The sequence below is a fragment of the Streptomyces sp. NPDC079020 genome, from assembly GCF_044542225.1.
Taxonomy (GTDB): Bacteria; Actinomycetota; Actinomycetes; order Streptomycetales; family Streptomycetaceae; genus Streptomyces.
Genome location: NZ_JBITUB010000015.1, coordinates 64,254 through 87,872, shown reverse-complemented (window position 1 = coordinate 87,872; position 23,619 = coordinate 64,254). Strand labels below are relative to the sequence as shown.

The following is a 23,619-nucleotide window of genomic DNA, read 5'->3' as shown; positions in this document are numbered from 1 at the left end:
CAGCCCACCGCTCGCGGCGACATCTCGCGTGGCGACGTCACCGCGCGTCGTTCACTGCCTCCCGGTTCGTACGGGGGAGCCGGAGCATCTGCGGGTACCGGCGCGCGCCAGGGACGCGGTGTCCCTACAGCCGCACCAGCCACAGCGACAGCCGCTTCCGCCTCCACGCCGGCACCGCAGGACCGGGCCTCTTCGGGACATCCGCCACCGGCTGCGGCGGCACCCGCGCGGGTGCCGAGGATGATCTGGGGCGAGGACAGGACCGGGCTGCACGTCCTGGCCGTATGGACGGAGCGTGTACCGGGTCGTGGTGAGGACGCCGAACCGCTGAACGTGTACCACGTCGACACGCGACGGGGGCTGATCGGCGTCTTCGACGGATCGGGGGGTTCGGGTTCCTCACCAGCCTGGCAGGCGCCGGACGGTGACCAGCGGACGGGTGCCTGGGTGGGAGCGCGCGTCGCGCACCTGGCCACGGACTGCTGGTTCCAGGAGATCACCTCGGCCGACGAACCTGCCGAAGCCGACCACCTCAAGGATTTCCTCGACTTCTTCCACGAGCGGGCACCACAACGGCGCAGCAAGATCGTCGGCCGGATGAGGAGGCAGCTGCCCACGACGCTGGCGGCGGTCAAGTACCGGCTCGGGCCGGACATGCAGCTTGAGGGCAAGGCGCTGTGGGCCGGTGACTCACGCGCCTATCTGCTGAGCCCGGACGTGGGACTCCAGGTACTGACCCGCGACCACACCGAGGAGAGCGACGCGCTGGAACTGCTGCGGTCGGACCCACCGATGACGAACACCATCTGCGCGGACCGGGAGTTCTTCATCCAGGAGCAAGATCTCGACTTCCCTATGCCGAGCGTGCTGCTGGCCGCGACGGACGGGTTCTTCGGATACGTTCACACTCCCGCCGACTTCGAGGACACCTTGCTGTCCACGCTGCTGCGGGCGAACAACGCGACGGAGTGGGCCGACCTGATCCGCCGGGAGGTTCAGGCCTACACGGCGGACGACGCCTCTCTGGCCCTTGTCGCCGTGGGGCACGCCGACTTCACGGCACTGCGGACCGCTTTCGAGGAACGCGCCGGGCACATCTCCACGTTCTGCGCGAAGGACCGTCCCACGCGGGCCGACCAGGCCACGACCGTGCGGACCTGGCAGGACCGCACCTGGCACGACTACCGCACGGACTACGCGGCATACCTGCCGACGGCGCAGGAGGAGCAGGCATGAAGCTGGGCGACGAGATCGCGGGGTACCGCATCGTCAGCGAACCGACCAACGCCAACGGCGGCAAATGCATGTGGGCGTTCGCCGAGAAGGGCGGCGGTCAGTTCTTTCTCAAACGATTCCTTGAACCCAAGCGGCCCCGCGAAGGTTCCACCGCGAGTGCCGCCAGCCAACGTATCCGGCTGGAGGTCTGCCAGGAGTTCGAGGACCGGCACCGAGGCCTCATGAAGCGGCTCCGTCCTGGGGCCCGGGGCGGCGGAAATCTGGTGCTGGCCACGGACTTCTTCCATGAAGGCAGCACGTACTACAAAGTCACCGACCGGATCGACACCTCCAGCCTGGAGAAACCGCAGTCCCTGGAGCCCCGTCAGAAGGCGGTGCTGCTGAAGACTCTGGCGCTGAGTCTCCAACTCCTCCACGACATCGATGTGGTGCACGGCGACCTGAAGCCGCTCAATGTGCTGATCCAGAAGCGCGAAGCGGCCGCCTTCTACTCCGCCAAGCTCATCGACTTCGACGACTCCTACCTCTCGGGGCGTCCGCCCGGACGTCAGGACGTCGCCGGCGACTCGCTGTACGGGGCACCCGAGTGGCGCCGGTACGTCCAGGAGGACGAGTCGGTGTCGCCGGAGCACTTGACGACAGCAGTCGACGTCTTCGCCCTGGGGCTGATGACCCACTACTACCTGACCGGTAGTCTCCCCGGACACAGCACGAGGTTCGGATCCCCCGCCGACGCGGTCAACGCGGGTGAATCACTGACGCTCGACGCGCGCCTCTCGGACTCGATGCAGGGGCTGATCAGGGCGATGACCTCGCTCGATCCGAGGAACCGCCCTCGCATGGCCACGTATCTCAGGGCGCTCAAGGATCCGGAAGTGTGCGCCCTGGTACACCGGCGCCCGGGTACGTCAGCCGGTACGAAGCCCAAGACGCCGACCCCGGCCGGGACGCCCGGCACCGGGGCGGCGAGCGCGGGTCCGACTCCCGCTGACGGCTCCGCCGCACGCGTCAGCCGTATCCGGGCCAATTGGGGTCGCTCCGCATCCGCTGCCGCGAAACCGGTCACCGAACCGGTTCCTCCTCCCGCTTCGCCTCATGTTCCCGCTCCGGCGCCGCCCGGCGCCGAGGAATCGAGGCGTGACGGCGAAGGCTCCGCCTCCACATCCACACCTACATCCGCTTCCACATCCGCATCCACATCCGCGAAGAGGTCGCGAGTACGCATCAATCTCGGCGACCGCCGCAAGCCCTGATCCGAACAGCCGGCGAACAGACAGACAGACCGCAACCCACGCACCGAAGCAGCTCCCAGGAGAACCCACCGTGAATGCCAACAGTGACCAGTACCAGGGCAACTTGCAGTACGCCGTCGACATCGTGCTGTGCATCGACGCGACCGGCAGCATGTTCCCGGTCCTGGACACCGTAAAGACCAGCGCCCTCCAGTTCCACGACCGGCTCAACGATGTAATGGCGAAGAAGGGCAAGGCCATCAGCCAGCTGCGCCTGAAGGTCATCGCCTTCCGCGACTTCGGGGACAACCCCGACGACGCCATCGAGCAGACCGACTTCCTGGTACTGCCCGACCAGTCGAGGGACTTCGAGACATTTGTACGGGGCATCGACGCGGGAGGCGGCGGAGACATCCCCGAGTCGGGGCTCGAAGCACTCGCCCTGGCGATCAACTCCCCGTGGGAGAAGGGCCTCGACCGCCGTCGGCACGTCGTGGTCATGTTCACCGACGCACCCGCGCACCCCCTCGGCACGGTGGGCGCGAGCTCCCAGAGCTATCCGTCGAGCATCCCTCGCAGCATGGACGAGCTCTTTGAGCAGTGGGGGTACGCGCGCAGTCAGTCGGCGGTGATGGAGCAGTCCGCCAAGCGACTGGTGCTGTTCGCCCCGGAAGGAGCGCCGTGGCAGGACCCCATCGCCGAGGAGTGGGATCTGACCCTGCACTTCGAGTCCAAGGCTGGTCAGGGGCTGGAGGAGTTCGAAATGGACGAGATCATTGAAACGATCGCCAACAGCCTGTGATGCATCGAAACGATCACCAGCAGCCGGCCGTGCGTGGTGACGCCCGTCCACGGTCCATGACGTTGCAACTTCCGGACCTCGAAATGCGAGTGACCGACCGGCAGTTCCACTTCAACCTGTACGGCTACGGCACATTGGATGTCTCCGCCGACTGCCTGACGTCGCTGCGCACCCTGGCCCACCGCGAGGACGGCTCATTGCAGTTCCTGTTCCACTTTCGGCGGGAATTGAGCGAGGCGGCGGGAGTGAGTTCGACGGACATGCGGGCGGACCTGCGGGTGAACGCCCGTGCATCCGGGATGTTCATGGTGCGGCTGGACGTTCCTGAACCTTACGTGTCCTCGGCCGCCATACTCATGGACCAGCTGCGCAACCAGTTCCGCATCGTGGTGGATACCGAGGATGCGGACCAGGAAGACACGGTGCGGCGCGTCCCGCGTGACAGCAGTCGCTGGATCGCTTCCCCGGTGAACACGGACTCCGAGAACCTGCACGCGGAGATCCTCGACCGGATCATGACGGACACGGCTTCCTGAGGGGAAACCGAGAGAGAAGGGGGTCGTCCGGTGGCCGGGGCCAACTGGCGTTGCACGGCGTGCGAAGAGTTCAACGGAGGTGCCGCAAAGGCATGCCAGGCATGCGATACGGCGCGCAGCACGCCCGCCGCCCGCAAGCCCCCGTCCGCCCGGCCACCGGGCGACTGGACGTGTCTCAAGTGCGACGTGAACAATCTGCGTGAGGATCTGAACTGCCTGGCGTGTGGCACCGGCTGGAAGGCGGCCACCAAGAAGGCCGCCCCGAAGAAGCCACCGGCCCGCAAACCAGCGGCCAAGAAGCCTGCGGCGAAGTCCACCACAGCCAAGAAGACCACCGCCACCGGCGCCGCCAAGAAGACCACTGCGACGCCGAAGGCGACCGCCACCAAGCGAACCTCTGCCGGACCGGGTTCGCCGTCCGACGGCAAAGCAACGCTCCGTGGGGCCACACGGCCCAAGCCACCACCGGCCGAAGTCTTCTACCCCTCGGCAACCGCTGGGTACGCCCCTCCACCGGCCACCCCCGCCGCCGCCCCGCCGCCGACCGCCCCGGCATATGTTCCCCCGTACGTCCCGCCTTACGTTCCGCCGGGAAGACCCTTCTACCGGACGCCGAAGAAGACGAGCAAGGGCAAGGGCTGCGGTCTCGGCTGTCTCGGAGCGATCGCCGTCTTCTTCCTGCTTCCCCTGGCGGCCAGCAGCTGTGACGGCTCCTCGCCATTCGACGCGGACAGTCCCGACTCCCGCACTCAGGCGTCACCCACCGCCGGGACCTGCCCGGAGAGGATCTCCGAGGCCATCCCTTCCGGCCAGGGAGCAGAACTGGTCGAGGCGTTCCGCACCAAGAACAAACAGATCACGATCTGCCGTACGAGCAGTGAAGATCTCTACTACTACGGCGAATTCAGCGATCAGCGTGAACCCGGTATCGCGATGCCCGCAGAGGAGATCCCGGACGGCTACGAAGCGCGCAACGATCCATACCTCTACCGGATCAAGGGCGACACTGTGACGATCTACGAAAACGGGACAAGGATCGGCCGGGAGTCACTCATCAGTGAGCCCTCTCCTTCCTGACCGTGGTGATATCCCTGCTCGGTATGCGCGAGGTACCCAATCGCCGGAGGGTCCGGGAGCACCGATGTCCTTGATAGCGTCGCCCCCACGCGGCTGCGGACTTCCCCCCGACCCGGTCGCGGGATGGGTGGGTACGGGGACCGGTCGCGGCAGGGACGATGAGGGCCGACAGATGAGCCTTGAACAGTTGCACTACACCTCCGCCGCGCCGGGGGACGAGGGGGCGAGCGGCCGGTTCACCTCCGTGGGGTCCGGCATTCCGGCGGCGCTGCTCACGGAGATCGAGCCGTACCTCGGGTACGAGCTTCCGGGCGAGGCCCCCTACCTGCCGACCGATGACGAACTTCGCTCGCTCCCCCAGGCCTTCAGCTGCACCCCGCTGTCCGACGGAGGCCGGCTGGTCTGCCGGACGGTGGCGGTACGGGGTACGGGCTCCGTTCCTGTACGGTTCCACGCGCACGCGGTGCATCTGCCCGCCGGGGCGCGGCTGCCGGGCGACCGGCTGCCGATCGAGGCGTGGCGATCCCCGCGCTGGGTGTCCGTGACGCCCGGCGGCGCGATACCCGACCCGCTCAGTGCTCTGCCGCCCGGCCCCGGCCCGGTGCGCGAGGGGCTGGACGACTTCGCCGTCTCCCGCAGTCCCTGGCTGGCCGCCGTCTTCGCCGATCTGCGCCGGGTGAGCGAGGAGGGGCCGGGATCGCCGCCGGTCGTCCTCGTGGAGCGGCAGAGTGCCGATGTCGCGCGGTGGGTCGCGCTGGCCGGGGCCGTACTGCCGGGCGGGAGCGCGGAGCGGCTGACGTACACCACGTACACCAGACGTCCGGGTACCTCCCCGCATCACGTCATGGGCGTACTGCCCGAGGACGCACGGGAGTTGGCGGACGGCGGATTGCGTGTCCACACGTGCTTCGGGTCGCGCCCGCCGGTGGTCACGGACGATGCCTGGGCGGAGACCGCCGCCCGGATCTGGCGGAGCCGGGCGCCGGAGCTGTTCCGGGAGGCGAGCGAGCTGCCCGGGGAGCCCTTCGCCGCCGGTCCGCCCGCCGTGATCGCTCTGTGCGCGGGCATAGCGCTCGGCTCGAACGAGCGGGCGGCCGCCGCCGACTGGGCCGCCGAGAGGCCCTACGCGCTGGACGCCAAACGTACCCGGCAGCTCGTGGACGCCCTGACCTCGCCCGGGATCGATGACCGGACCGGACCCGAATTCGACGCTGCGGGAAGACTGTTCGGCGCACTCGACGGCCGTGCCCCGGTCACCACGACCGCTCCCCTGGCCGCGATGCTGGTCACCGAGGCGGTGCGCGGCGGCAACGGCTCGCTGGAGCTTCCCCGCCGGGCCGCCTTCTCCGGGCCGGAGGGCGAGGCCATCGCCACCGTGCTCGGTCCGGAGATCCTGGCCGAACTGTCCGCTGCCGGTACGGGTGCCGACGGCGATGTGACACGGACCGTGCAGTTGCTGCGGGTCGCCCGGCTGCTCGACGTGGACTGTGCGGAGCTGCTGCCGACCGTCGTACGCAGGCTGGCTCCCGCGTTGCTGGCCGATGAGCGGTCCCAGGAGTTCGCGCCCACCCTGCTGGAGCTGCTGGACGAGCAGTTCGACGTCCGTACGGCGTTGCTCGGCGCCCTGGACCGGATCGCGCCGGACGACCCGGGGGCGGTGGAACGGCTGCTGGAGCGGGTGGCGCTGCCGTTCACGGGGTCGCAGGCGTTGCCGCACCTGAGGATGTGCGCCGAGGCGGGCGGGGCCCGGGCGACCCTCGGCGGGGACCGGGCGGCCGTGTGGCACCGGGTGCTGCGGGCGGCCGGTATGTCACCGTTCGCCGAGCCGTTGGTGCTGCGGACCGCCGCAGGGCTGGTGTGGGGGGACCGGGCGCCGACGATCGGTGAGGCCCGGCTGTTGCTGGACGCGGCCACCTCGGACTCCCACCGTGCGGCCGGTACGTGGTCGTGCCTGGTCGACGCGGTGCTGGGGGCGCCCGCCGACGAGGAGGACGCCGCCGCGTTCGCCCATGACCTGTTGCGCGCCTTCCCCCAGGAGATCCAGGGCCGGGTGCGCGGTGCGCTCCTTCTCCTGGACTTCGCGCGCGAGGTGCGCTCCGGCATCGCCGATCCCGGCTGGGCCGAGCGGGCGCGTTCGCTCTGCACGCTCGCGGAACCGGTGGAACCCGCCGTCCGGGAGAACGCGTTCGGAGCCCTGGTACACCGTCTCCTGGCCTCGGACCGGCCCGAGGCGGAGCTGTACGCCTTCGTCCACAGCGACGACGGAGACCTCATCGCCGCCTACGACCGGGCCGCCCGAGCGGCAGCCGTCGGGGCACGCCTGAGGGCCGACCCCGCGTACGCGGCCGACTGCTTCAACGTCTGGACCTCCCATCCGCACGCGGGCCGCGCCTGGACCACGACCGCGAAGGCCCTTCTGGACGAGGTGCTGCGCCCTGCGGTTCGTGCGCTGTCCACGGCCGGAGTATCGGAGATCGAGGCGGCCGTCGGGCGCGCGGGCAGCAGCGGCCGGGCCGACGCGTTCCGCGACTGGAACCGGTCCAGCACCCTCGGCCGGCTCGGCCGTCGCATCGCGGGGCGCGTCCGCAGGGGCTGATTCCAGCCGGAATCGCCGGAACGGTGGCTGTGACATTGCAATTGCGTATTCCAGGCACCACGCGTCGCTAGTCTGACGCGTGGCGGCCACGCACCCATTGACCTTCAAGCAGGCCGCCGGGGGGATACGTGCTGCAATACGACGACGTCGTCAACGCGCCGGTCGAAAAGCTCAAGGCGGCTGTCGATGACTGGGCGGAAATGCTTTCCAAGCTGGAAAAGCTCGCCGAAGACGCCCGAAACAGAATGAAAGCCAAGGCGGACAAGGCGGAGCGGGAGGGCGTCAACGCGGGCGTCACCAAGTCCTTCATCACCAGGACCGCCACGGAGTTCGAGGACGCGGCGGCCCAGGCCCGGGGCATCAAGTTAGTCCTTGCGGACGCACACACATCGTTCAAGTTCGCCAAGGACGAGCTGGTCCGGCTCAGGGACGACGAGGCTCCCGCCACGGGTGTCGTCGTGAGCGCGGCGGGCAAGGTGTCACCCCGGCACGACCTGGAGACCGACACGGCGGCGCGCCACGATCCGGACTATCCGGAGGCCCTGCGCAAGCAGAAGACCGCTGTCACGACCCTGCAGAAGAAGATCGACCGCATCGTCGAGGACTGCTCCGACCCGGACGAGTCCCTGAAGCTGGCCCTTGAGGCCAACGTGAAGGACGAACACAACTTCAGCTCGCCGAAGTACACCAGCCTCGACGCGGAGCAGGTCGACCGCGCCGCCGCGCTGCTGAAGCAGGCGACAGGGGAAGGCGGCACCGCCCGCAACGTCGAAGCGCTGCGGAAGCTCGAAGAGGTCATCGACGACAACCGCGACGACCCGGAGTTCGCCACCGGCTTCTACCGGAAGCTGGGCGCGGAAGGGACCCTTGAGGCGTACACACGGATGTCGCTGGACTCCACGTCCCTCGGCCCCGCCGGCCAGGACCGGGCAGCGATGGTCCGCAACATCCAGAGCGACATGGGATCGATGCTCGGCCTCGCCACCACACCATCGGTCCCGAACCATCTGGACGCCACCTGGACCACCCAGCTCATGAAGGCGGGCCGCAAGGAGATCGACGTTTCGAGCTTCGCGGGCAACGCCAAGGTGTACGGCTACCAGGCCTTGGGATCGCTGCTGCGGGAGGGCACGTACGACAAGCAGTTCCTGACCTCGGTCGGCCGCGACATGATCGCCATGGACAGGAAGAACCCGCAGATCTGGTCCGAAAGCCTGCCGTACGACCAGAAGATGTCCCTCAACCTCGGCAGCGAGGGCGGCAGAGGGTTCAATCCGATCACCAGCCTCATGGAAGCCCTGAGCAACAACCCCGGGGCATCGGCGGAGCTCTTCAACGAGAACCTGCGCGACGACACCGACAAGGACGGCATCGTCACCCTCTCGGACAAGGAGACCGAGGGCAAGAAGGCACAGAGCGTGGTCGACTACCTGCTCGACAAGAAGCCCACGGCGGATTGGTACGACACGACGCTCGACGGCGAGCACACCCCCGGCCAGACGGCCATGGGCAACGCCCTGGAAGCGGCCGTCACGGGCCGCGTACCCGGCGACGACGACGCACCGTCGGTGCGGCACACCAAGGACATGAGCCAGGTGATGGAAAAGGTCGTCGAGAAGATCGGCACCAACCCAGAACTGGTCTCGGCCAAGGCGGGCGACCCACCCGGCCCCCTGAGCGTCCTCGCCCCGCGATTCGGCGCCATGGCCGCGGAATACATGCCCGACCTCCAGGCCACCGCCGAGAACGCGGCGGGCCAGATCAAGCCGTTCGGAGTCCCGGCCGACTTCGACAAGGCCCTGATGGCCCGCTTCCTCGGATCGGTCGGCCAGGACCCCCAGGCGTACGGCGCGATCTCACACGCCCAGCAGGCGTACACGACGGCACTGGTGAGCGACGCGTTCCAGCATCCCGAGAGGCATGCCGACATGGGAGAAGCGGTGAGGAATGCGGTGCATCCGGGTGGTGAGATCGCGGGAATGATGACCGAGGCGAGGACACATGCGATTCACGAGCTGAAGACGCACGAGCAGTCGGAGTACAGCAAGGGCGTCGAAGACAACGCCAAGTGGACAAATCGCGTCATTGACATTGTAGGAGCCAAGTATCTCGAGATGGTTCCTGTGGCCGGCGACGTGGTGACCTGGATCCAGGAAGACGTCGCCGACTCCGTGGTGGAGAGCGCAGAACTGGATTCGTTGGAAGAGGCCGGCCTCGAATCAGGCGCTGAATACGCAACAGGTGAAGGGTCGGCCAAGGCGGCAGCAGCAAACGCTGTTGTCACAGGCGGGAAGGCAGCGGGTCTGACACCCGAGCAGTACAACGAATACAAAGGCTCCGCCTCCACCGAGACCGCGAACGCCCACGCCGTCGGACGCGACCTGGCGGCCTCGACCCATCCTTAGCAACGCGCGATCCATTCACCGACCCAAAGAATCACGGCGGCCGCCGAAGAATGTCCCGCGAAGAAACCAAGCGTGGCAGCTTGTCGAAACTTCTGGAAAAATTCGCGGCGTTCACGAAAGAAATGTTCTCGTCCCACACCCATACAGGTCGCGCGGGAATGACTGGTGGCCGACTCTCTGACCTAGGGGATCAATAGTGCTCAGAATCAACAACTTCGTCGCAGCAATCGCGACCACCATCATCGCGGCAACAGCCCTGACCAGCTGCTCCTCCGGCGAGAAAAGTTCCGTTCCGGAACTACCCAAGAATATCTGCTGGGGCGCCCTCGAATCACAGGACGTGGCGCCCCTCCTCCCTGCCGGAAAGAAAGCTCTGGAGCTGACGAAATCGACTGCTCTCCCGAATCCCATGCCCCCAGGGTCCACAGCGCTGTGCACCATCCGCATCGATGGCCTGCCTTCATTCCAGGTGCTGGCCTGGAATAGAAGCTATGAGAAGTGGGTCAAGTGGGATTCCATCGCCGGGAAAAATCCCGACAGGATCGACGTGGGCAAGAAGGGCCTCATCTGGCCCAACGGAGCTGCCACGTACTTCGTCTGCGAACCCCCCAAGGACTCTTCCGGGCGCGGCTCGTTCATCGAGTTTCGCCTCACCACATTCAGTACGGAAAATCCGGAGAAGGAGATTCGCCGCATCCTGCCAGAACTGCTGCGCAAGCTGGTGGCGTTCGCGGGGCCAAAACTTGGGTGCCAGTGACGACGCCCCCAAATGAAGAAGCAGCGGAACCGACCCATCCCGGATTCTATCGGTTGCGACCTGATATCCACGACCTCTCGAAAAAGACAAGCCATTCATGCGTGAGTTCATAAAGACCGCAGCAGCTGTCACTGCTTCCCTGATCCTGGCTACGGTGACAGCAGGATGCTCCGAAGACGAGACTAAGTCCGTCCCCCAACTCCCGAAAGAGTTCTGCTGGGGATTTCTGACTCCTCAAGAATTGTCACCGCTCCTCCCCACCGGAGAGACGGCCACCCAGACATCCGATATCTTCTACTTCACCGATCGTGCACGTCAGGTGAGCTGCAACTTGTACATCGACGGCAACCAGGGTTTCAGCGCCTACGCAGAACTCCATGAGGATGAGACGCTCATCGAGTGGAGTTCATGGGACCCTGCGAAACCCGACCCCATCGACATCGGAAAGAAGGGCATTGTCTGGGACAATGGAGCAGCTACCTACTTCGCGTGCAAACCCACTGCCAATTCAGGCCCTTCCCCTGGGAAGTACCTGGAACTGCGTATCGACGTACGTGCATCCAGCGACAAGAACGAGCGCCAGGCGCTGCCGAAGCTCCTGAAGAAGTTCACGGCATCCGCCCAGAAAGAACTCAAGTGCGCCTGACCCGGCCCTCGGACCGAACCCGCGGTGCGAGCCCCGTGAACCCGGCAGCGTAGTCAGGGATTCCGGGCATGCGTCTCGGGCGCGCCGGCCCGGTGGGGTTCTCGTTCTCGCCGAAACATGGCGGGCACAGGCGCGGGCCGACCGGTCCACGATCAACGCTGCCGAGTGAAAACCGCTTACCGCCGGGGAATTTGGGGTTGTGGACGACCGGGATCTGATACTTGCTGACCGCTACCGTCCGGTGCGCCCGCTGGGACGCGGCGGAATGGGAGAGGTGTGGGAGGCCAGTTTTCTGTCTTGCCATGGGGGATCAGCCGATGACGTTCAGGCCGAGGGCGGCGCAGATTTGGGCGGCCTGGTCTGGGGAGATGGCCGCGCCGCGGAACTGGGCGGCGGTGGCGAGGGTGAGTTCGCCGAGGTCGGCGCCGCGTAGGTCGGCGTCGGTGAAGGTGGCTGCCCGTAGGTTGGCATCGGCAAGTCGGCAGTCTTCGAGGGTGGAGTCGCGGAAGTCGGCGCCGCCGAGGTCGGCGTCGGTGAAGCGGATGCCGACGAGGTGGGTGCCGCGCAGGCTCAGGCCGTTGAGGTTGGCGACGGCCAGGTTGCAGCGGGTGAGGTTGAGGCCGAGTCCGCGGTGGCCGGTGAGGCGGGCGCCGATCATGCGGCATCCGGTGAAGGTGGCGTCGGTGAGCATGGCGCCGCCCCATTTGGTGTTGGCCAGGTCGACGCTGTCGCAGATGAGGTCGCCGCAGTCGGCGTCGGTGAAGTTGGCGCCGGCGGCGCTGCCGCCCTTCCAGTGGGCCTGATCGAGTAGGGCGCCGGTGAAGTCGGCTGTCACGGCGGTGCAGTCGGTGAAGACGGCCTCGGCGAGTTGGGCGCCGCGCAGGTTGGCTTCGGTGAAGGTGCAGCGCGTGAATGTCCGGGGGTGCGAATCGCGGCGCAGGGCTGGGCGCAGGTCCAGGCCGGTGAAGTCGAGACCGGTCAGTTCGGTTTCGGTGGCGAGCAGGGTCAGTGGGTCACCTGGCGGCCGGGCGGTGTCGGTGTTGTGGTCGTTGAACGGCGATGGTGTTTCGGTCACGGGTTTGGCCTCGTTCTGGGGTGTGGCGGTGGATGTGTGCTGGGGGTGCGGTCAGCGGGAGGGGGTGGGTTCGGCGGTCTGCCGGGGCAGGGTGTCTGTGTTGTTGCGGTGGGCGGTGTGGCGGGCCTTGATGGCGTCGTAGGTGAGCGTCAGGGCGAGGCAGGTGACGGCCCACAGGGTGAGGGCGAGCCAGTAGCGGCCGATGCCGTCGCCGGCGAAGTACATGATCTGGCGCAGGCTGCCGGATGTTGAGGTCATCGGCAGCAGGTCGTGCAGGGCGCGGATGGGTGCGGGCATGGTCTCGATGGGCAGGGCGGCTCCGGAGGCGGGCATGCCGAGGAACATGAAGATCCCGACGGCGGGCAACGCGGTCATGCGGCCGCAGAAGCGGGACAGGAGCAAGGTGGCCATGCCGACGGCCATGACGGTGAGCCAGCCGGTGACGAGGATGGCGGGGGCGAAGCCGTGCACGGCGCCCAGGAGGGGGCCGCTGATGAGCCAGACGGCGGCTGCGGCGACGGCGCCGAAGGCGGCGAGCGTGGCCACCGTGCGCTTGAGGGTGAGGGCGGTGCCGAACACGGTGGTGAGCATGACGGCTGACAGGTAACCCGCGAGGGTCAGGCCGATCGCGGCGTACATGGTGCTGGTGTCGCTGGTGTCGTGGGCGCTGAGCGGGGCCAGGTCGCGGACCTGGAGGAACTGGTGCTGCTGGACGGCGGCGTTCTGGAACGGCAGGGCGGCCAGGTTGACCTGGGCGGCACCGGCGGCTGAGGCGATGTAGAGCACGGGGCCGTCTGGCTGCTGGGGTTGGGCGAAGGCGGTGCCCGCCGTACCGGCGCTGCGGTCACCGGGCGTCGGCGTGGGGACGTAGGCGGCGGCCACGGCCCGGTGCGCTACCAGCTGCCGGGCCTGTTCGGTGGAGGTGACGGTACTGACGTCATACGCATCGCCCAGAGCCCCGCGCAGGGAAGCGGCCAGTGGCTCCGTCTGCGCAGATGGTCCGGCGACCGTGATCTTCAGGTGGTGCGGGGTCGGAGCATGCATGGCGGCGGTGTAGATGCCGACCAGCAGTGCGGCCATGGCGAGCGGGAACAGCAGCACTCGGGCTATCGGTCGGGTCATGTCTCCTCCTGGGGACGGGTCGGGGACGTCACGCCTCCCGGGGTAAACGCACCTAGCAAGATACATCTCATGTGATGCATTATGACGGATGTATCATGGGAGATGCTCCTGAGGAGGATGTACGTGGCGTTGCCGACCAGTTCCCTAGATCTCGCTGAGCTGCACCATCTCGCCAGGCGGCTCACCGCTGCCGCGGTCTCGGCAATGAAAGACGCCTCCGACCTGGGGCCGACCGAGCTTCTGGTGCTGGAGCACCTCTACACCGCCGGTCCGCAGCCGGTGGGGGCCATTGCCCAGCGCACCGGCTTCGCCCAAAGCCGGGTATCCACCGTGGTGGCGGCGCTGCACAAGCGGGGCCTGGTCGAGCTGGGAGCCGACCCCGCCGACCGGCGCCGCACTGTCGCCAAGATCGCCGATCATGCCCGCGCCCAGGCCCGGGAAGCCAGGAACCGGGATGCGGAACCAACTCTGCGACAGATGCTCCCCGCACTCGCCGACGCAGAGGTCGACGTGGTGATCGCCGCGCTGAAAACGCTCAACAGCGCCCTGAGCGAGGCGCCGCCCGACGCCTCCAGCGACACCGACCCTCGGTCGAGTGGTCACCCAGAGTAAGGGTGCATGCTCCCACCTGGTACCCGTCTGCCTTGCTGACCAGCTACTCGGTGCAACAGACCGCGAGCCTCCGCATACCTCACCGCAATGTTCACCCATGTGTGGGGCTTCGAACTTCTACAGCCAGGCCGGAAGACTGAATGCCACCTGCCGCCGCTGGTCACTAGCGACCTCATCGGATGCGATCTCGTCCAAAGGCAGGGCAGCAGGGCCACGAATTGGCCCCGGAGTGGTTCGGTCAGCCATGACGGCAGGACAGGCACAGATCTCCCGGTGATCACAGAGCGGCGCAACTCCATGATCGACAGGACCTGTTGCCTGCTCTGCTACCTGGGTACCACCACCGCGCCGATCTGCGCGACCTCTAAGGTGTCCGGGTGGAAAACAACGAACGGTTACTTCACAGCTCTTCGTTCGGCGCGGCCGCGGCCGCCTACGCCGAACACCGCCCGGACTACGCGCAGGCAGCGGTGCGCTGGGCGCTTGAGTCCGCGCCGGGCCGGCGGGTGCTCGACCTCGGCGCCGGAACGGGCAAGCTGACCGCCACGCCGGCCGCGCTGGGCGCCGAGGTCGTCGCGGTCGAGCCCGACGCGGCGATGCTGACCGAGCTGCGCCGCGCGCTGCCTGCCGTCCGTGCCCTGTCGGGGAGCGCCGAGGCGATTCCGCTGCCGGACGCGTCCGTCGATGCCGTGCTGGCCGGCAATGCCATGCACTGGTTCGACATGGCCGTCGCCGGGCCCGAGATCGCCAGGGTTCTCGCGCCCGGTGGCACCCTGGCCGGGCTGTGGAACGTCATGGACGACCAGGTCGACTGGGTTGCCGGGCTCGCGCGGATCAGTGGGAGCGCTGCCATCGGCCCGCGTGACACGCCTGCCGCCTGGCGCGCGCAGACGGCGGACATGCACCTGCCGAAGACCGGTGGGGCCGCCCGGTTCGGCTCGCCGGAGCAGGCCGAGTTCCCGCACGGGCAGCGTCGTACCGCCGACTCCCTCGTCGCGACCCTCGCGACGCGTGCGGGGATGCTGGTCATGCCGGAAGGGGAACGTGAGGCCGCGCTCGGCCGGATCCGCGCGTTCCTCGCGGGCAGACCGGAGACCGCCGACGGCGAGTTCGACCTCCCGATGCGGACCGCCGTGCTGCGCGTGCGGCGGCTGTGAGAACAGAAAGGTCCGCAGACGCGTGTGCCGGGGCTCGGTGTGCCCGGATGTGAGCCCCCCTGAGGCCCCGTCCCGGAGGGACAGGGCCTCGGCCCGGACAGGCCCCGCGGCTGGTGCGGGTACCTTTAGGAGTACCGATCTCGTGGGCCTCCTGGCGGGCTGCGTGAACCCCAGGAGGAGCAGCATGACGACCAACCGCGGACGCAAGGACGTGATCCGGGACCGGATGGCCGCCACCGGCGAGTCGTACAACGTCGCCGCCCGCAATCTCAAGGCCATGAAGGACATGGGCGCCACCCGTGAAGCGGTGCTCGTGCAGCGCTGGCGTCCGGCGGAGTCCCTGGACGTGCCGTGTCCGTGCGGCGGGACCTGTGAGCCGGGCGAGAAGTGCGGTCACTGCCATGCCTGGCATCTGCATGTGAAGCGGTACCCGGGCAGTGTCACGGACGTGGAGACCTGGGCGGACCGGTACGAGTGCACCGGCTGCTCGTCCTCGTACACCCTGACCGTGCACCTGGCGGGCCGCCCGTGGGGCGTGGCCGAGACGGTGGTGCAGGGCGGGTCGGCGCAGGAGGTCGTGCGGGCGCGGGTGTTCCCCGGCGTCATCCACCCGCTGCTGCGTTCCGAGACGGCGGAAACCGCCGAGGAGGAATGACCCGGCCTCGGCGGTTCCGGCTGCCCGGAGGCGCCGGCTCTCGTCCGGCGTCAGCTCTCGTCCGGCGCCAGCGTGAGCGAGATCGAGTTGATGCAGTAGCGCTGGTCCGTGGGAGTGGGGTAGCCCTCGCCCTCGAAGACGTGTCCCAGGTGGGAGCCGCAGCGGGCGCAGCGCACCTCGGTGCGGACCATGCCGTGGCCGCGGTCCTGGATCAGCTCGACCGCGTCCGTGTCCTTCGGGTCGTAGAAGGACGGCCAGCCGCAGTGCGACTCGAATTTGGTGTCGGAGCGGAACAGCTCCGCGCCGCAGGCCCGGCAGGAGTAGACCCCCGCCGTCCTGGTGTCGGTGTACTCACCCACGAAGGCGGGCTCGGTGCCGGCCTGGCGCAGCACCGCGTACTCGGAGGGCGAGAGTTCCGCCCGCCACTGCTCGTCCGGCTTCTCGACGTCGTACGACACGTCTGGCTCCTCAGCTCGACAGGTGGTCCAGAATCTGCGGGCCGAGGTCCGTGACATCGCCCGCCCCCATGGTGAGAACGAGATCACCGGGCTTGGCCATTCCCGCGATGACCTCGGGGATCGTGGCCTTGTCGTGGGCGGCGGCGACATCGGCGCCCGCCGCCCTGGCGGCGTCGATGATCAGGGTGCTGGTGATACCGGGGATCGGGTCCTCGCGGGCCGGGTAGATGTCCAGGACGACGGAGGCGTCGGCCAGCGCCAGGGCCCGGCCCATCTCCGTGCCCAGCTCCTGGGTGCGGGAGAAGAGGTGGGGCTGGAAGACGACCAGGAGGCGGGCGTCCGCCGCGGCGCCGCGCATGGCTTCCAGGTCGGCGGTCATCTCGGTGGGGTGGTGCGCGTAGCTGTCGATGACCTGGACGCCCGCGGCCTCGCCCTTGAGCTGGAGGCGGCGCTTGACCCCGGTGTACTTGCCGAGCGCCGATGCGAGGTTGTGGGCGGGGATGCCCAGCGCGACACCGGCGGCCAGCGCGGCGACGGCGTTGTGGGCGTAGTGGCGGCCGGGTACGGAGACGGTGAACGTGAGGAACTTCCCGTTCAGGACGACCGTGACCTCGCTGGTCAGCCCGCGCGGGGTGACCTTGTGGACGCGTACGTCGGCGGTCTCGGACTCCCCGTAGGTGACGACGTTCAGCGAGGAGTGGTCGCGGACCCGCCGGGTGAGCTCGACGGCGCCGGGCTGGTCGGCGGCGATCACCAGGGTGCCGCCGGGGACGACCTTGCCGACGAAGGTCTCGAAGGACTCGTAGATCTCGTCCATCGAGGCGTAGTTCGCGTGGTGGTCCAGCTCGACGTTGAGGACGATGGCGACCTCGGGGTCGTACTTCTGGAAGCTGCGGTCGCTCTCGTCCGCCTCGGCGACGAAGATGTTGCCGCTGCCGTGGGTGGCGTTGGTACCGGGGCCCTCCAGGTCGCCGCCGATGGCGTACGAGGGGTCGAGGGACAGCTCCGACAGGGCGACGGCGAGCATCGACGTGGTGGTCGTCTTGCCGTGGGTGCCCGCCACCGCGATGGCCCGGAGGCCGGTCATCAGGGCGGCCAGGGCGTCGGAGCGGTGTACCACCGGGATGTCCAGCCCGGCCGCGCGGACCAGCTCGGGGTTGTCGGCGCGGATGGCGCTGGAGACGACCACGCAGGACGCGTCGTCCGCCAGGTGGGCGGCGGCGTGCCCGATGTGGACGGTCGCTCCCAGCGCGCGCAGCGCCTCGGCGGTGGGGGACTCCTTGGCGTCGCTGCCCGCCACCGCGGCTCCCCGCTGGGCCAGGATCTTCGCGATGCCCGACATTCCGGCGCCGCCGATGCCGATGAAGTGCGGCCGTTCCATGGCGGCAGGAATACCGGGTGCCATGCGCGTGTCTCCCAGGGTCGGTACGAGTCGGCGCCGGTTCGGTGCGAACCCGGCCGAGTGACGGTCCCCCAGCCTATTCGCTGTGCGCGAAGAGCTTGAGCACCGGTACGCCGACCTTGTGACGGGCCCGGGAGGCCCAGTCCCGGTGGAAGAACTCCTCCACGTAGTGCGGGGCGGTCAGCACGATGACCTCGTCCGCGCTCGCGTCCTCCACCGCGGACTTCAGCTTGTTCAGGGGGTGGTCCTCGACCACCTGCCCGACCGCTTCGGATCCGGCCTCGCGCAGGGCCCGGAGCGAGAATTCGAGCGCCAGTCCGGCGGGTTCCAGGGCGTCCTTGCCTTCCGGTTCCTCGCCCTCACGGGCCGCGTCCTTCAGCTCCCCCATCGCGACGTCGTCGATCGCACGCAGCAGTACGTCGGCCTGGTCGCCGCGCGGCTGCATCAGGACCACGAACGAGATCTGCTCGTCGCCGTGCAGGGTGGTGACGAAGTCCACGTCCTCGGGGGTGAGGGGCTTCTCGATCATCAAAACGCTGGTGAACACGTCAGGCGCCCTTCCGCTCCATCTCATCGACCGTCGCCGGCCGCTGCTGAAACCGTCCTTCCCCGCGTTCGCACGGGGTCTGCTGGATTAAGTGTGCCCATCCGAAGCTAACCGGAACGGGAAATTCCGTTAAGTATCAGATCCGACGGTATCGAGTGAAGAGGAACCCGGCCTCCTCCAGCACGGACGCCAAGGCGAATCGTTCCGGCACCGCTACCGAGGGGCCGCCCGCGATCCGCTGGGCATCCCCCGCGGTCAGCATCGGGGAGACCGTCAGACACAGCTCGTCCAGCACGCCCGCCGCCACGAACTGCCCCAGCAGCCGGGGCCCGCCCTCCGTCAGCAGCCGGGTCAGGCCGCGGTCCGCGAGCTCGCGTACGGCCCTGGCGGGATCCACCCGGGTCCCCTCCCCCGCGATCACCACCTCGGCACCCGCCCCGCGGGCCGCGTCGACCCTGGCCGGCGGCGCCCCCGCACCGGTCAGCAGCAGGGTCGGCACCAGCGGCTCGGTGAAGAGCGGCAGCGAGAAGTCCAGGTCCAGACTTCCGCTCACCACGGCGATCGCGGGCGCGGGCCCCTGCCCGGCGGCCGCCCGGCGCGCCGCGAAGGCCTCCCGGGCGCGGGCGGGCCGGTAGCCCTCCAGCCGTACGGTCTCCGCACCCGCGATCACCACGTCGGCGAGCCCCCGCAGGGTGCCGAAGATCCGCATGTCGGAGGCGCAGGAGATGCCCTGCGAGCGGCCGTCGTGCTGGGCGGCCCCGTCGAGCGTGGAGACCATGTTGGCGCGCAGCCAGGGGCCGTCCCCCTCGGGATAGGCGTAGGCGTCGGCCAGCTCGTCCAGGCTCCACTCGCCCTCGGGCCGGGGGCCGGTCCCGGCGTTGTCGCTGGTTGTCAGGTCCGTCACAGGGAACAGGCTTCGCATACCGTGCAGTCTGGCATGGCGCTTAAGGTGGAGAGTTGTGTCGTCCTCCACCGCCGTTCCGGGGCAGAGCCCCATAGCTGAAACGGCCCCGCTGTCCCTGTGCGTCCGCGAGCCGCACGTCCCCGCCGACCGGCTGGTCGCCGAGATGGTGCCGCCGCCGCGCTTCGACTCGGTGCGCTTCGAAACGTACGTACCCGACCCGAACCAGCCGAGTCAGACCGAGGCGGTCACGGTGCTCGCCGAGTTCGCCGCCGGGCTCGGCGGGGCGCACGCCACGGGCGCGGGGAAGCGCAAGTGGTTCAGCAAGAAGCCCGTTGCGCCGACCGGGCCACGCGGGGTGTATCTCGACGGCGGCTACGGCGTCGGCAAGACCCATCTGCTGGCCTCCCTGTGGCACGCCACGCCCGCAGCCCCGTCGCTCAAGGCCTTCGGTACGTTCGTCGAGCTGACGAACCTGGTCGGCGCGCTGGGCTTCCAGCAGACCGTACGGACGCTCAGCGGACACCGGCTGCTGTGCATCGACGAGTTCGAGCTGGACGACCCGGGCGACACGGTGCTGGTGTCGTCGCTGCTCAGCAGGCTGGTCGAGGCGGGAGTCGCACTGGCCGCGACCTCCAACACGCTGCCGGGCAAGCTCGGCGAGGGCCGGTTCGCCGCCGCCGACTTCCTGCGCGAGATCCAGGGTCTGTCCTCGCACTTCCGCCCGCTGCGCATCGACGGCGAGGACTACCGGCACCGGGGGCTGCCCGAGGCCCCGCCGCCGTACTCCGACGAGCAGGTCACCGCGGCCGCGTACGCCGCGCCGGGCGCCTCCCTCGACGACTTCCCCGGGCTCCTCGACCATCTGGCCCGGGTCCATCCGAGCCGGTACGGCGCGCTGACCGACGGAATCTCCGCGGTCTGCCTCACCGATGTGCAGCCGGTGCCCGACCAGTCGACGGCGCTGCGCCTGGTGGTGCTCGCGGACCGGCTCTACGACCGGGAGGTTCCGGTGCTCGCCTCCGGACTGCCGTTCGACCGGCTGTTCAGCGAAGAAATGCTGAACGGCGGGTACCGGAAGAAGTACTTCCGAGCCATCTCCCGGCTGACGGCGCTGGCACGTGACGCGAAGGGTCTGGTGGCGCAGTAGGTTCGGGGAGCGTAACGGCGTAACAACCGTGAGGCACGAGGGCGTGCCTCGTACACCCCGTACAACCGCGCACACCGTTTGAAGGGATCCAGCATGGCTACCACGCGTCAGGCGCACACGGTCTGGGAAGGCAACCTGATCGAGGGCAAGGGCGTCGTCACCTTCGACTCCTCCGGCATCGGCGAGTACGAGGTCTCCTGGCCGTCGCGCGCGGAGAAGGCGAACGGCAGGACGAGCCCCGAGGAGCTGATCGCGGCCGCGCACTCCAGCTGCTTCTCGATGGCACTGTCCAACGGTCTGGCCAAGGCCGGCACCCCGCCGACCCGGCTGAACACCAAGGCCGAGGTCACCTTCCAGCCCGGTACCGGCATCACCGGCATCCACCTCACCGTCGAGGGCGAGGTGCCCGGTCTCGGCGAGGAGGGCTTCGTGAAGGCGGCCGAGGACGCCAAGGCGAACTGCCCGGTCAGCCAGGCGCTGACGGGTACGACGATCACCCTCACGGCCTCCCTGGCCTGACTCCGGGGCCTCCCGGGCCCGGCAGGCCGGGGCCGGGAGGCCGGGGCCGGGAGGCCGGGGCCGGGAGGCCTTCCGACGGCGGCACGGGGCCGGGGGCACCACGCTCACCTCCCGCACCACGCTCACCGCCACGCACCTCCCCTCAACGCCACACACCTCCCCTCGCCGCCACGCATCACGCCGGCACCGTCGGGCACGTCGGCGCCCCGCGACACCACAGGCCACAGTGGCCCGCGTGGTTCCCGTGCGGCACCACCCGTGGTACACACATGCGGGTCACTTCACCTGTCCGCCAACAGGGAGTTGCCTCATGTCCTCAGCACCACGACGACTCGCAACACGACGACAGGTCCTGGCCGGCAGCGGCGCGACCGCTGCCTCGATCGCCTTCGCCGGGGCCTTCACCGAGCTCTTCGCGGGCACCGCCGCCGCCCGTGGCCACAGCGGCTACGGCCCCCTCGTCACCGACCCGGACGGCCTGCTCGACCTCCCCGGAGGATTCCGCTATCGGGTGCTGTCCCGGGAGGGCGAACCGCTGCGCTCCGGCGAGGGCCCGGTACCCAGCAACCACGACGGGATGGCCGCCTTCGCGGGCCGGCACGGCCGCGTCCATCTCGTCCGCAACCACGAGAACCGGGTCACCGGCAGGATCGGCGTACCGACCGTGGAAGGGCTCACGTACGACCCGATGGGCAAGGGCGGCTGTACGGCCCTCGAACTGGACGGCCGCGGCAGAGTGCTCGGTGAACGCGTGGCCATCGCCGGTACGGCGGTGAACTGCGCGGGCGGGCCCACCCCCTGGCGCACCTGGCTGACCTGCGAGGAGACCGAGGACAAGGCCGGGACCAACGGCTACACCAAGGACCACGGCTTCATCTTCGAGGTGGACGGCGCCGATCCGCGCCGCACCGGCGCCGTCCCGCTGACCGCGATGGGCCGCTTCCAGCACGAGGCCGTCGCGGTCGATCCGAAGAACGGGATCGTGTACGAGACGGAGGACGCGTTCGAGAAACCGTTCGGGCTCTTCTACCGCTTCCTGCCGGAGAAGCCGCTCGGCGGCACCGGCTCACTGCGGGCCGGCGGCGCGCTGGAGGCGATGCGGGTGCCGGGCCTGCCCGACCTCTCCGCCGTGCAGGAGACCGGTGCGAGCTTCGACCGGGTCGAGTGGGTTCCCGTACCCGATCCGCTGGCCGCCGGGACGCCGATCAGGCTCCAGGACTTCGGGCCGAAGGGCATCACGCACGCCCAGAAGCTGGAGGGCTGTTACTGGGGCGGCTCGTCCGTCTACTTCGTCTCCAGCTTCGCCCACAGCTCGGAGGGCTCGGCGGCCGACCACTTCGGCCAGGTGTGGCGCTACGAGCCGAAGAAGCGCCGGCTCACGCTGGTCGTGGTCTTCGGTCCCGACACCGATGTCCAACTGCCCGGCGAGTCCCCGGACAACATCTGTCTGGCCGCGGACGGAGGGCTGATGGTGTGTGAGGACGGCGGCGGCGCGCAGCATGTGCTCGGTGTGACGCGGCGCGGCGAGGTGTACGCCATGGCGCGCGGCCGGCAGAACATCGGGACGCCCGAGGAGCCCGAGTGGGGCGAGTTCGCGGGGGTCACCTTCTCGCCGGACGGCGGCACGATGTTCCTCAACTGCTATACGCCGGGGACGACGTTCGCCGTGACCGGCCCGTGGCGCTGATCCGCTGAACCGCTCCGGGGGTGGTGCGGGATGGCCCGCACCACCCCCGGAGCGGGCGGGGTCGGCCGAACGGGGCATCCGGAGTGCCGTAGGCATTTTCCGATCTTCATATCGGTTACTTTCCGTCAGTGACCCTATCTGCACGGAAAGCTCCACATTTGACCGCTCTGACCCTCTTGGGGGTGCTCGCCGGGTGCGGATCCCCTGGAGGCACCCTCACGGAGCCTGTCCCGTCGCGCGCCCCGTCCTCCGCCCCCTCGGCCGTCCCCTCCGCCTCCCTCTCCCAGCAGGGCGGTCCGGCCGCGAGGAAGCCGCCGACGATGGCGCCGGGGCCGGCCGGACGCACTCCGGTCTTCACCCGGGCGGCGGCCGGCGGGTCCGGCGGCAAGGTGGTGGCGCTCACCTTCGACGCCGACATGACGGCCGATCAGGGAGAACGGGCGGCGGCGGGCGAGCACTTCGACAACCCCCGGCTGATCGCGCTGCTGCGCCGGCTGAAGGTCCCCTCGACGGTCTTCATGACCGGGCGCTGGGCGGAGGAGTACCCGGCCCAGGCGCGGTCCATCGGTACGGATCCGCTGTTCGAGATCGCCAACCACTCGTACAGCCACTACGCCTTCACGACGCCCTGTTACGGCCTGCCGGAGGTGGACAGGGCCGGGATGCGCGGCGATGTGGAACGGGCGTTCGCCGCCTTCCGGAAGGCGGGGGCACGCAATGTGGTGCCGTACTTCCGTTTCCCGGGCGGCTGTTACGACGACACGTCGCTGCGCGCCCTGGCACCGGCGAAGGTGACGGCGGTGCAGTGGGACGTCGTCAGCGGTGACGCCTTCGCCACGGACGCCGACGCGGTGGCCGCCCAGGTGCTGGACGGGGTGCGGCCGGGCTCACTGGTGGTGATGCACTGCACGAGCAGCGCCGCACCGGTCACCGAGGAAGCGGTACGGCAGGTCGTGCCGGAGCTGCGCAGGCGCGGCTACCGCTTCGTGAAGGTCTCCGACCTGATGCGGGAGTGAGGCACGAGCGATGCGGGAGCCGCACCGCCGC

22 protein-coding genes are annotated in these 23,619 nt (G+C 68.9%); 16 read left to right on the top strand and 6 right to left on the bottom strand.

The features are described 5' to 3' along the window. Positions 1-240: 240 nt before the first annotated feature. From ACIGJO_RS27720 to ACIGJO_RS27680, 9 genes are all read left to right on the top strand, one after another. Entirely contained in the window at positions 241-1,236 is a 996-nt protein-coding gene (locus ACIGJO_RS27720) for a serine/threonine protein phosphatase (protein WP_399962603.1), read from the top strand. Next, on the top strand, positions 1,233-2,489 hold the full coding sequence (locus ACIGJO_RS27715; RefSeq protein WP_399962601.1) for a protein kinase: 1,257 nt from the start codon (positions 1,233-1,235) through the stop codon (positions 2,487-2,489). The genes ACIGJO_RS27720 and ACIGJO_RS27715 overlap by 4 nt, the downstream gene beginning before the upstream one ends. Positions 2,490-2,559: 70 nt before the next feature. Next, positions 2,560-3,270 carry a vWA domain-containing protein gene (locus tag ACIGJO_RS27710; protein WP_399962599.1) on the top strand — a complete coding sequence of 237 codons (711 nt, stop codon included), beginning with the start codon at positions 2,560-2,562 and terminating at the stop codon, positions 3,268-3,270. 89 nt (positions 3,271-3,359) lie between these two features. Further along, complete coding sequence (locus ACIGJO_RS27705) at positions 3,360-3,806, top strand: hypothetical protein (RefSeq protein ID WP_399962597.1); 447 nt, start codon at positions 3,360-3,362, stop codon at positions 3,804-3,806. Positions 3,807-3,992: 186 nt separating this feature from the next. Beyond that, a complete protein-coding gene (locus tag ACIGJO_RS27700) occupies positions 3,993-4,883 on the top strand; it encodes a hypothetical protein (RefSeq protein WP_399962595.1) in 891 nt (296 codons plus the stop codon). A gap of 172 nt (positions 4,884-5,055) precedes the next feature. After that, positions 5,056-7,479 (top strand): GTPase-associated protein 1-related protein, encoded by a 2,424-nt coding sequence (locus ACIGJO_RS27695; protein WP_399962593.1) that lies wholly within the window; start codon positions 5,056-5,058, stop codon positions 7,477-7,479. A 128-nt stretch (positions 7,480-7,607) separates the two neighbouring features. Then, positions 7,608-9,884: a hypothetical protein gene (locus ACIGJO_RS27690; protein ID WP_399962591.1), complete on the top strand. Its 2,277-nt coding sequence runs from the start codon at positions 7,608-7,610 to the stop codon at positions 9,882-9,884. Positions 9,885-10,080: 196 nt separating this feature from the next. After that, positions 10,081-10,641 (top strand): hypothetical protein, encoded by a 561-nt coding sequence (locus ACIGJO_RS27685; protein ID WP_399962589.1) that lies wholly within the window; start codon positions 10,081-10,083, stop codon positions 10,639-10,641. A gap of 97 nt (positions 10,642-10,738) precedes the next feature. After that, a complete protein-coding gene (locus tag ACIGJO_RS27680) occupies positions 10,739-11,287 on the top strand; it encodes a hypothetical protein (protein ID WP_399962587.1) in 549 nt (182 codons plus the stop codon). Between the two features lie 310 nt (positions 11,288-11,597). On the opposite strand, the gene ACIGJO_RS27675 is transcribed toward ACIGJO_RS27680, so the two are convergent. Together ACIGJO_RS27675 and ACIGJO_RS27670 are read right to left on the bottom strand one after the other, a co-directional pair. Then, positions 11,598-12,362: a pentapeptide repeat-containing protein gene (locus ACIGJO_RS27675; RefSeq protein WP_399962585.1), complete on the bottom strand. Its 765-nt coding sequence runs from the start codon at positions 12,360-12,362 to the stop codon at positions 11,598-11,600. Positions 12,363-12,413: 51 nt separating this feature from the next. After that, positions 12,414-13,484, bottom strand: coding sequence for an ABC transporter permease (locus ACIGJO_RS27670; protein ID WP_399962583.1), 1,071 nt, complete (start codon positions 13,482-13,484; stop codon positions 12,414-12,416). Between the two features lie 123 nt (positions 13,485-13,607). Between ACIGJO_RS27670 and ACIGJO_RS27665 the strand changes: the two genes are divergently transcribed. The 3 genes from ACIGJO_RS27665 (at position 13,608) to ACIGJO_RS27655 (ending at position 15,908) form a co-directional block, all read left to right on the top strand. Continuing rightward, positions 13,608-14,096 (top strand): MarR family winged helix-turn-helix transcriptional regulator, encoded by a 489-nt coding sequence (locus ACIGJO_RS27665; protein WP_399962581.1) that lies wholly within the window; start codon positions 13,608-13,610, stop codon positions 14,094-14,096. A gap of 377 nt (positions 14,097-14,473) precedes the next feature. Continuing rightward, positions 14,474-15,253 carry a class I SAM-dependent methyltransferase gene (locus tag ACIGJO_RS27660; protein ID WP_399962579.1) on the top strand — a complete coding sequence of 260 codons (780 nt, stop codon included), beginning with the start codon at positions 14,474-14,476 and terminating at the stop codon, positions 15,251-15,253. A 184-nt stretch (positions 15,254-15,437) separates the two neighbouring features. Next, entirely contained in the window at positions 15,438-15,908 is a 471-nt protein-coding gene (locus ACIGJO_RS27655; RefSeq protein WP_266924960.1) for a hypothetical protein, read from the top strand. A gap of 50 nt (positions 15,909-15,958) precedes the next feature. Here ACIGJO_RS27655 and msrB read toward each other — a convergent pair whose 3' ends face one another. The 4 genes from msrB to ACIGJO_RS27635 form a co-directional block, all read right to left on the bottom strand. Beyond that, complete coding sequence (msrB, locus tag ACIGJO_RS27650; protein WP_399962577.1) at positions 15,959-16,366, bottom strand: peptide-methionine (R)-S-oxide reductase MsrB; 408 nt, start codon at positions 16,364-16,366, stop codon at positions 15,959-15,961. A 10-nt stretch (positions 16,367-16,376) separates the two neighbouring features. Then, positions 16,377-17,771 (bottom strand): UDP-N-acetylmuramate--L-alanine ligase, encoded by a 1,395-nt coding sequence (gene murC / locus ACIGJO_RS27645; protein ID WP_399962575.1) that lies wholly within the window; start codon positions 17,769-17,771, stop codon positions 16,377-16,379. A gap of 73 nt (positions 17,772-17,844) precedes the next feature. Continuing rightward, positions 17,845-18,297: an indole-3-glycerol phosphate synthase gene (locus ACIGJO_RS27640; RefSeq protein ID WP_399962573.1), complete on the bottom strand. Its 453-nt coding sequence runs from the start codon at positions 18,295-18,297 to the stop codon at positions 17,845-17,847. 154 nt (positions 18,298-18,451) lie between these two features. Next, positions 18,452-19,237 (bottom strand): pyrimidine reductase family protein, encoded by a 786-nt coding sequence (locus ACIGJO_RS27635; RefSeq protein WP_399962571.1) that lies wholly within the window; start codon positions 19,235-19,237, stop codon positions 18,452-18,454. 37 nt (positions 19,238-19,274) lie between these two features. Between ACIGJO_RS27635 and zapE the strand changes: the two genes are divergently transcribed. The 4 genes from zapE to ACIGJO_RS27615 all read left to right on the top strand — a co-directional run bounded on the left by zapE (position 19,275) and on the right by ACIGJO_RS27615 (position 23,588). After that, complete coding sequence (gene zapE, locus ACIGJO_RS27630) at positions 19,275-20,366, top strand: cell division protein ZapE (RefSeq protein WP_399962569.1); 1,092 nt, start codon at positions 19,275-19,277, stop codon at positions 20,364-20,366. 93 nt (positions 20,367-20,459) lie between these two features. After that, positions 20,460-20,885, top strand: a complete 426-nt coding sequence (locus ACIGJO_RS27625) for an OsmC family protein (RefSeq protein WP_399962566.1) — start codon at positions 20,460-20,462, stop codon at positions 20,883-20,885. Positions 20,886-21,195: 310 nt separating this feature from the next. Beyond that, complete coding sequence (locus ACIGJO_RS27620; RefSeq protein WP_399962564.1) at positions 21,196-22,572, top strand: alkaline phosphatase PhoX; 1,377 nt, start codon at positions 21,196-21,198, stop codon at positions 22,570-22,572. A 158-nt stretch (positions 22,573-22,730) separates the two neighbouring features. After that, positions 22,731-23,588, top strand: a complete 858-nt coding sequence (locus ACIGJO_RS27615) for a polysaccharide deacetylase family protein (RefSeq protein ID WP_399962562.1) — start codon at positions 22,731-22,733, stop codon at positions 23,586-23,588. Positions 23,589-23,619 lie beyond the last annotated feature (31 nt).

Bases quoted from the DNA above. Each gene is read 5' to 3' on its own strand.
- ACIGJO_RS27720 (WP_399962603.1), top strand. From the start codon at position 241: ATGATCTGGGGCGAGGACAGGACCGGGCTGCACGTCCTGGCCGTATGG.
- ACIGJO_RS27715 (WP_399962601.1), top strand. From the start codon at position 1,233: ATGAAGCTGGGCGACGAGATCGCGGGGTACCGCATCGTCAGCGAACCG.
- ACIGJO_RS27695 (WP_399962593.1), top strand. From the start codon at position 5,056: ATGAGCCTTGAACAGTTGCACTACACCTCCGCCGCGCCGGGGGACGAG.
- ACIGJO_RS27680 (WP_399962587.1), top strand. From the start codon at position 10,739: ATGCGTGAGTTCATAAAGACCGCAGCAGCTGTCACTGCTTCCCTGATC.
- ACIGJO_RS27670 (WP_399962583.1), bottom strand. From the start codon at position 13,484: ATGACCCGACCGATAGCCCGAGTGCTGCTGTTCCCGCTCGCCATGGCC.
- ACIGJO_RS27655 (WP_266924960.1), top strand. From the start codon at position 15,438: ATGACGACCAACCGCGGACGCAAGGACGTGATCCGGGACCGGATGGCC.
- murC (WP_399962575.1), bottom strand. From the start codon at position 17,771: ATGGCACCCGGTATTCCTGCCGCCATGGAACGGCCGCACTTCATCGGC.
- ACIGJO_RS27640 (WP_399962573.1), bottom strand. From the start codon at position 18,297: ATGATCGAGAAGCCCCTCACCCCCGAGGACGTGGACTTCGTCACCACC.
- ACIGJO_RS27635 (WP_399962571.1), bottom strand. From the start codon at position 19,237: ATGCGAAGCCTGTTCCCTGTGACGGACCTGACAACCAGCGACAACGCC.
- ACIGJO_RS27625 (WP_399962566.1), top strand. From the start codon at position 20,460: ATGGCTACCACGCGTCAGGCGCACACGGTCTGGGAAGGCAACCTGATC.
- ACIGJO_RS27620 (WP_399962564.1), top strand. From the start codon at position 21,196: ATGTCCTCAGCACCACGACGACTCGCAACACGACGACAGGTCCTGGCC.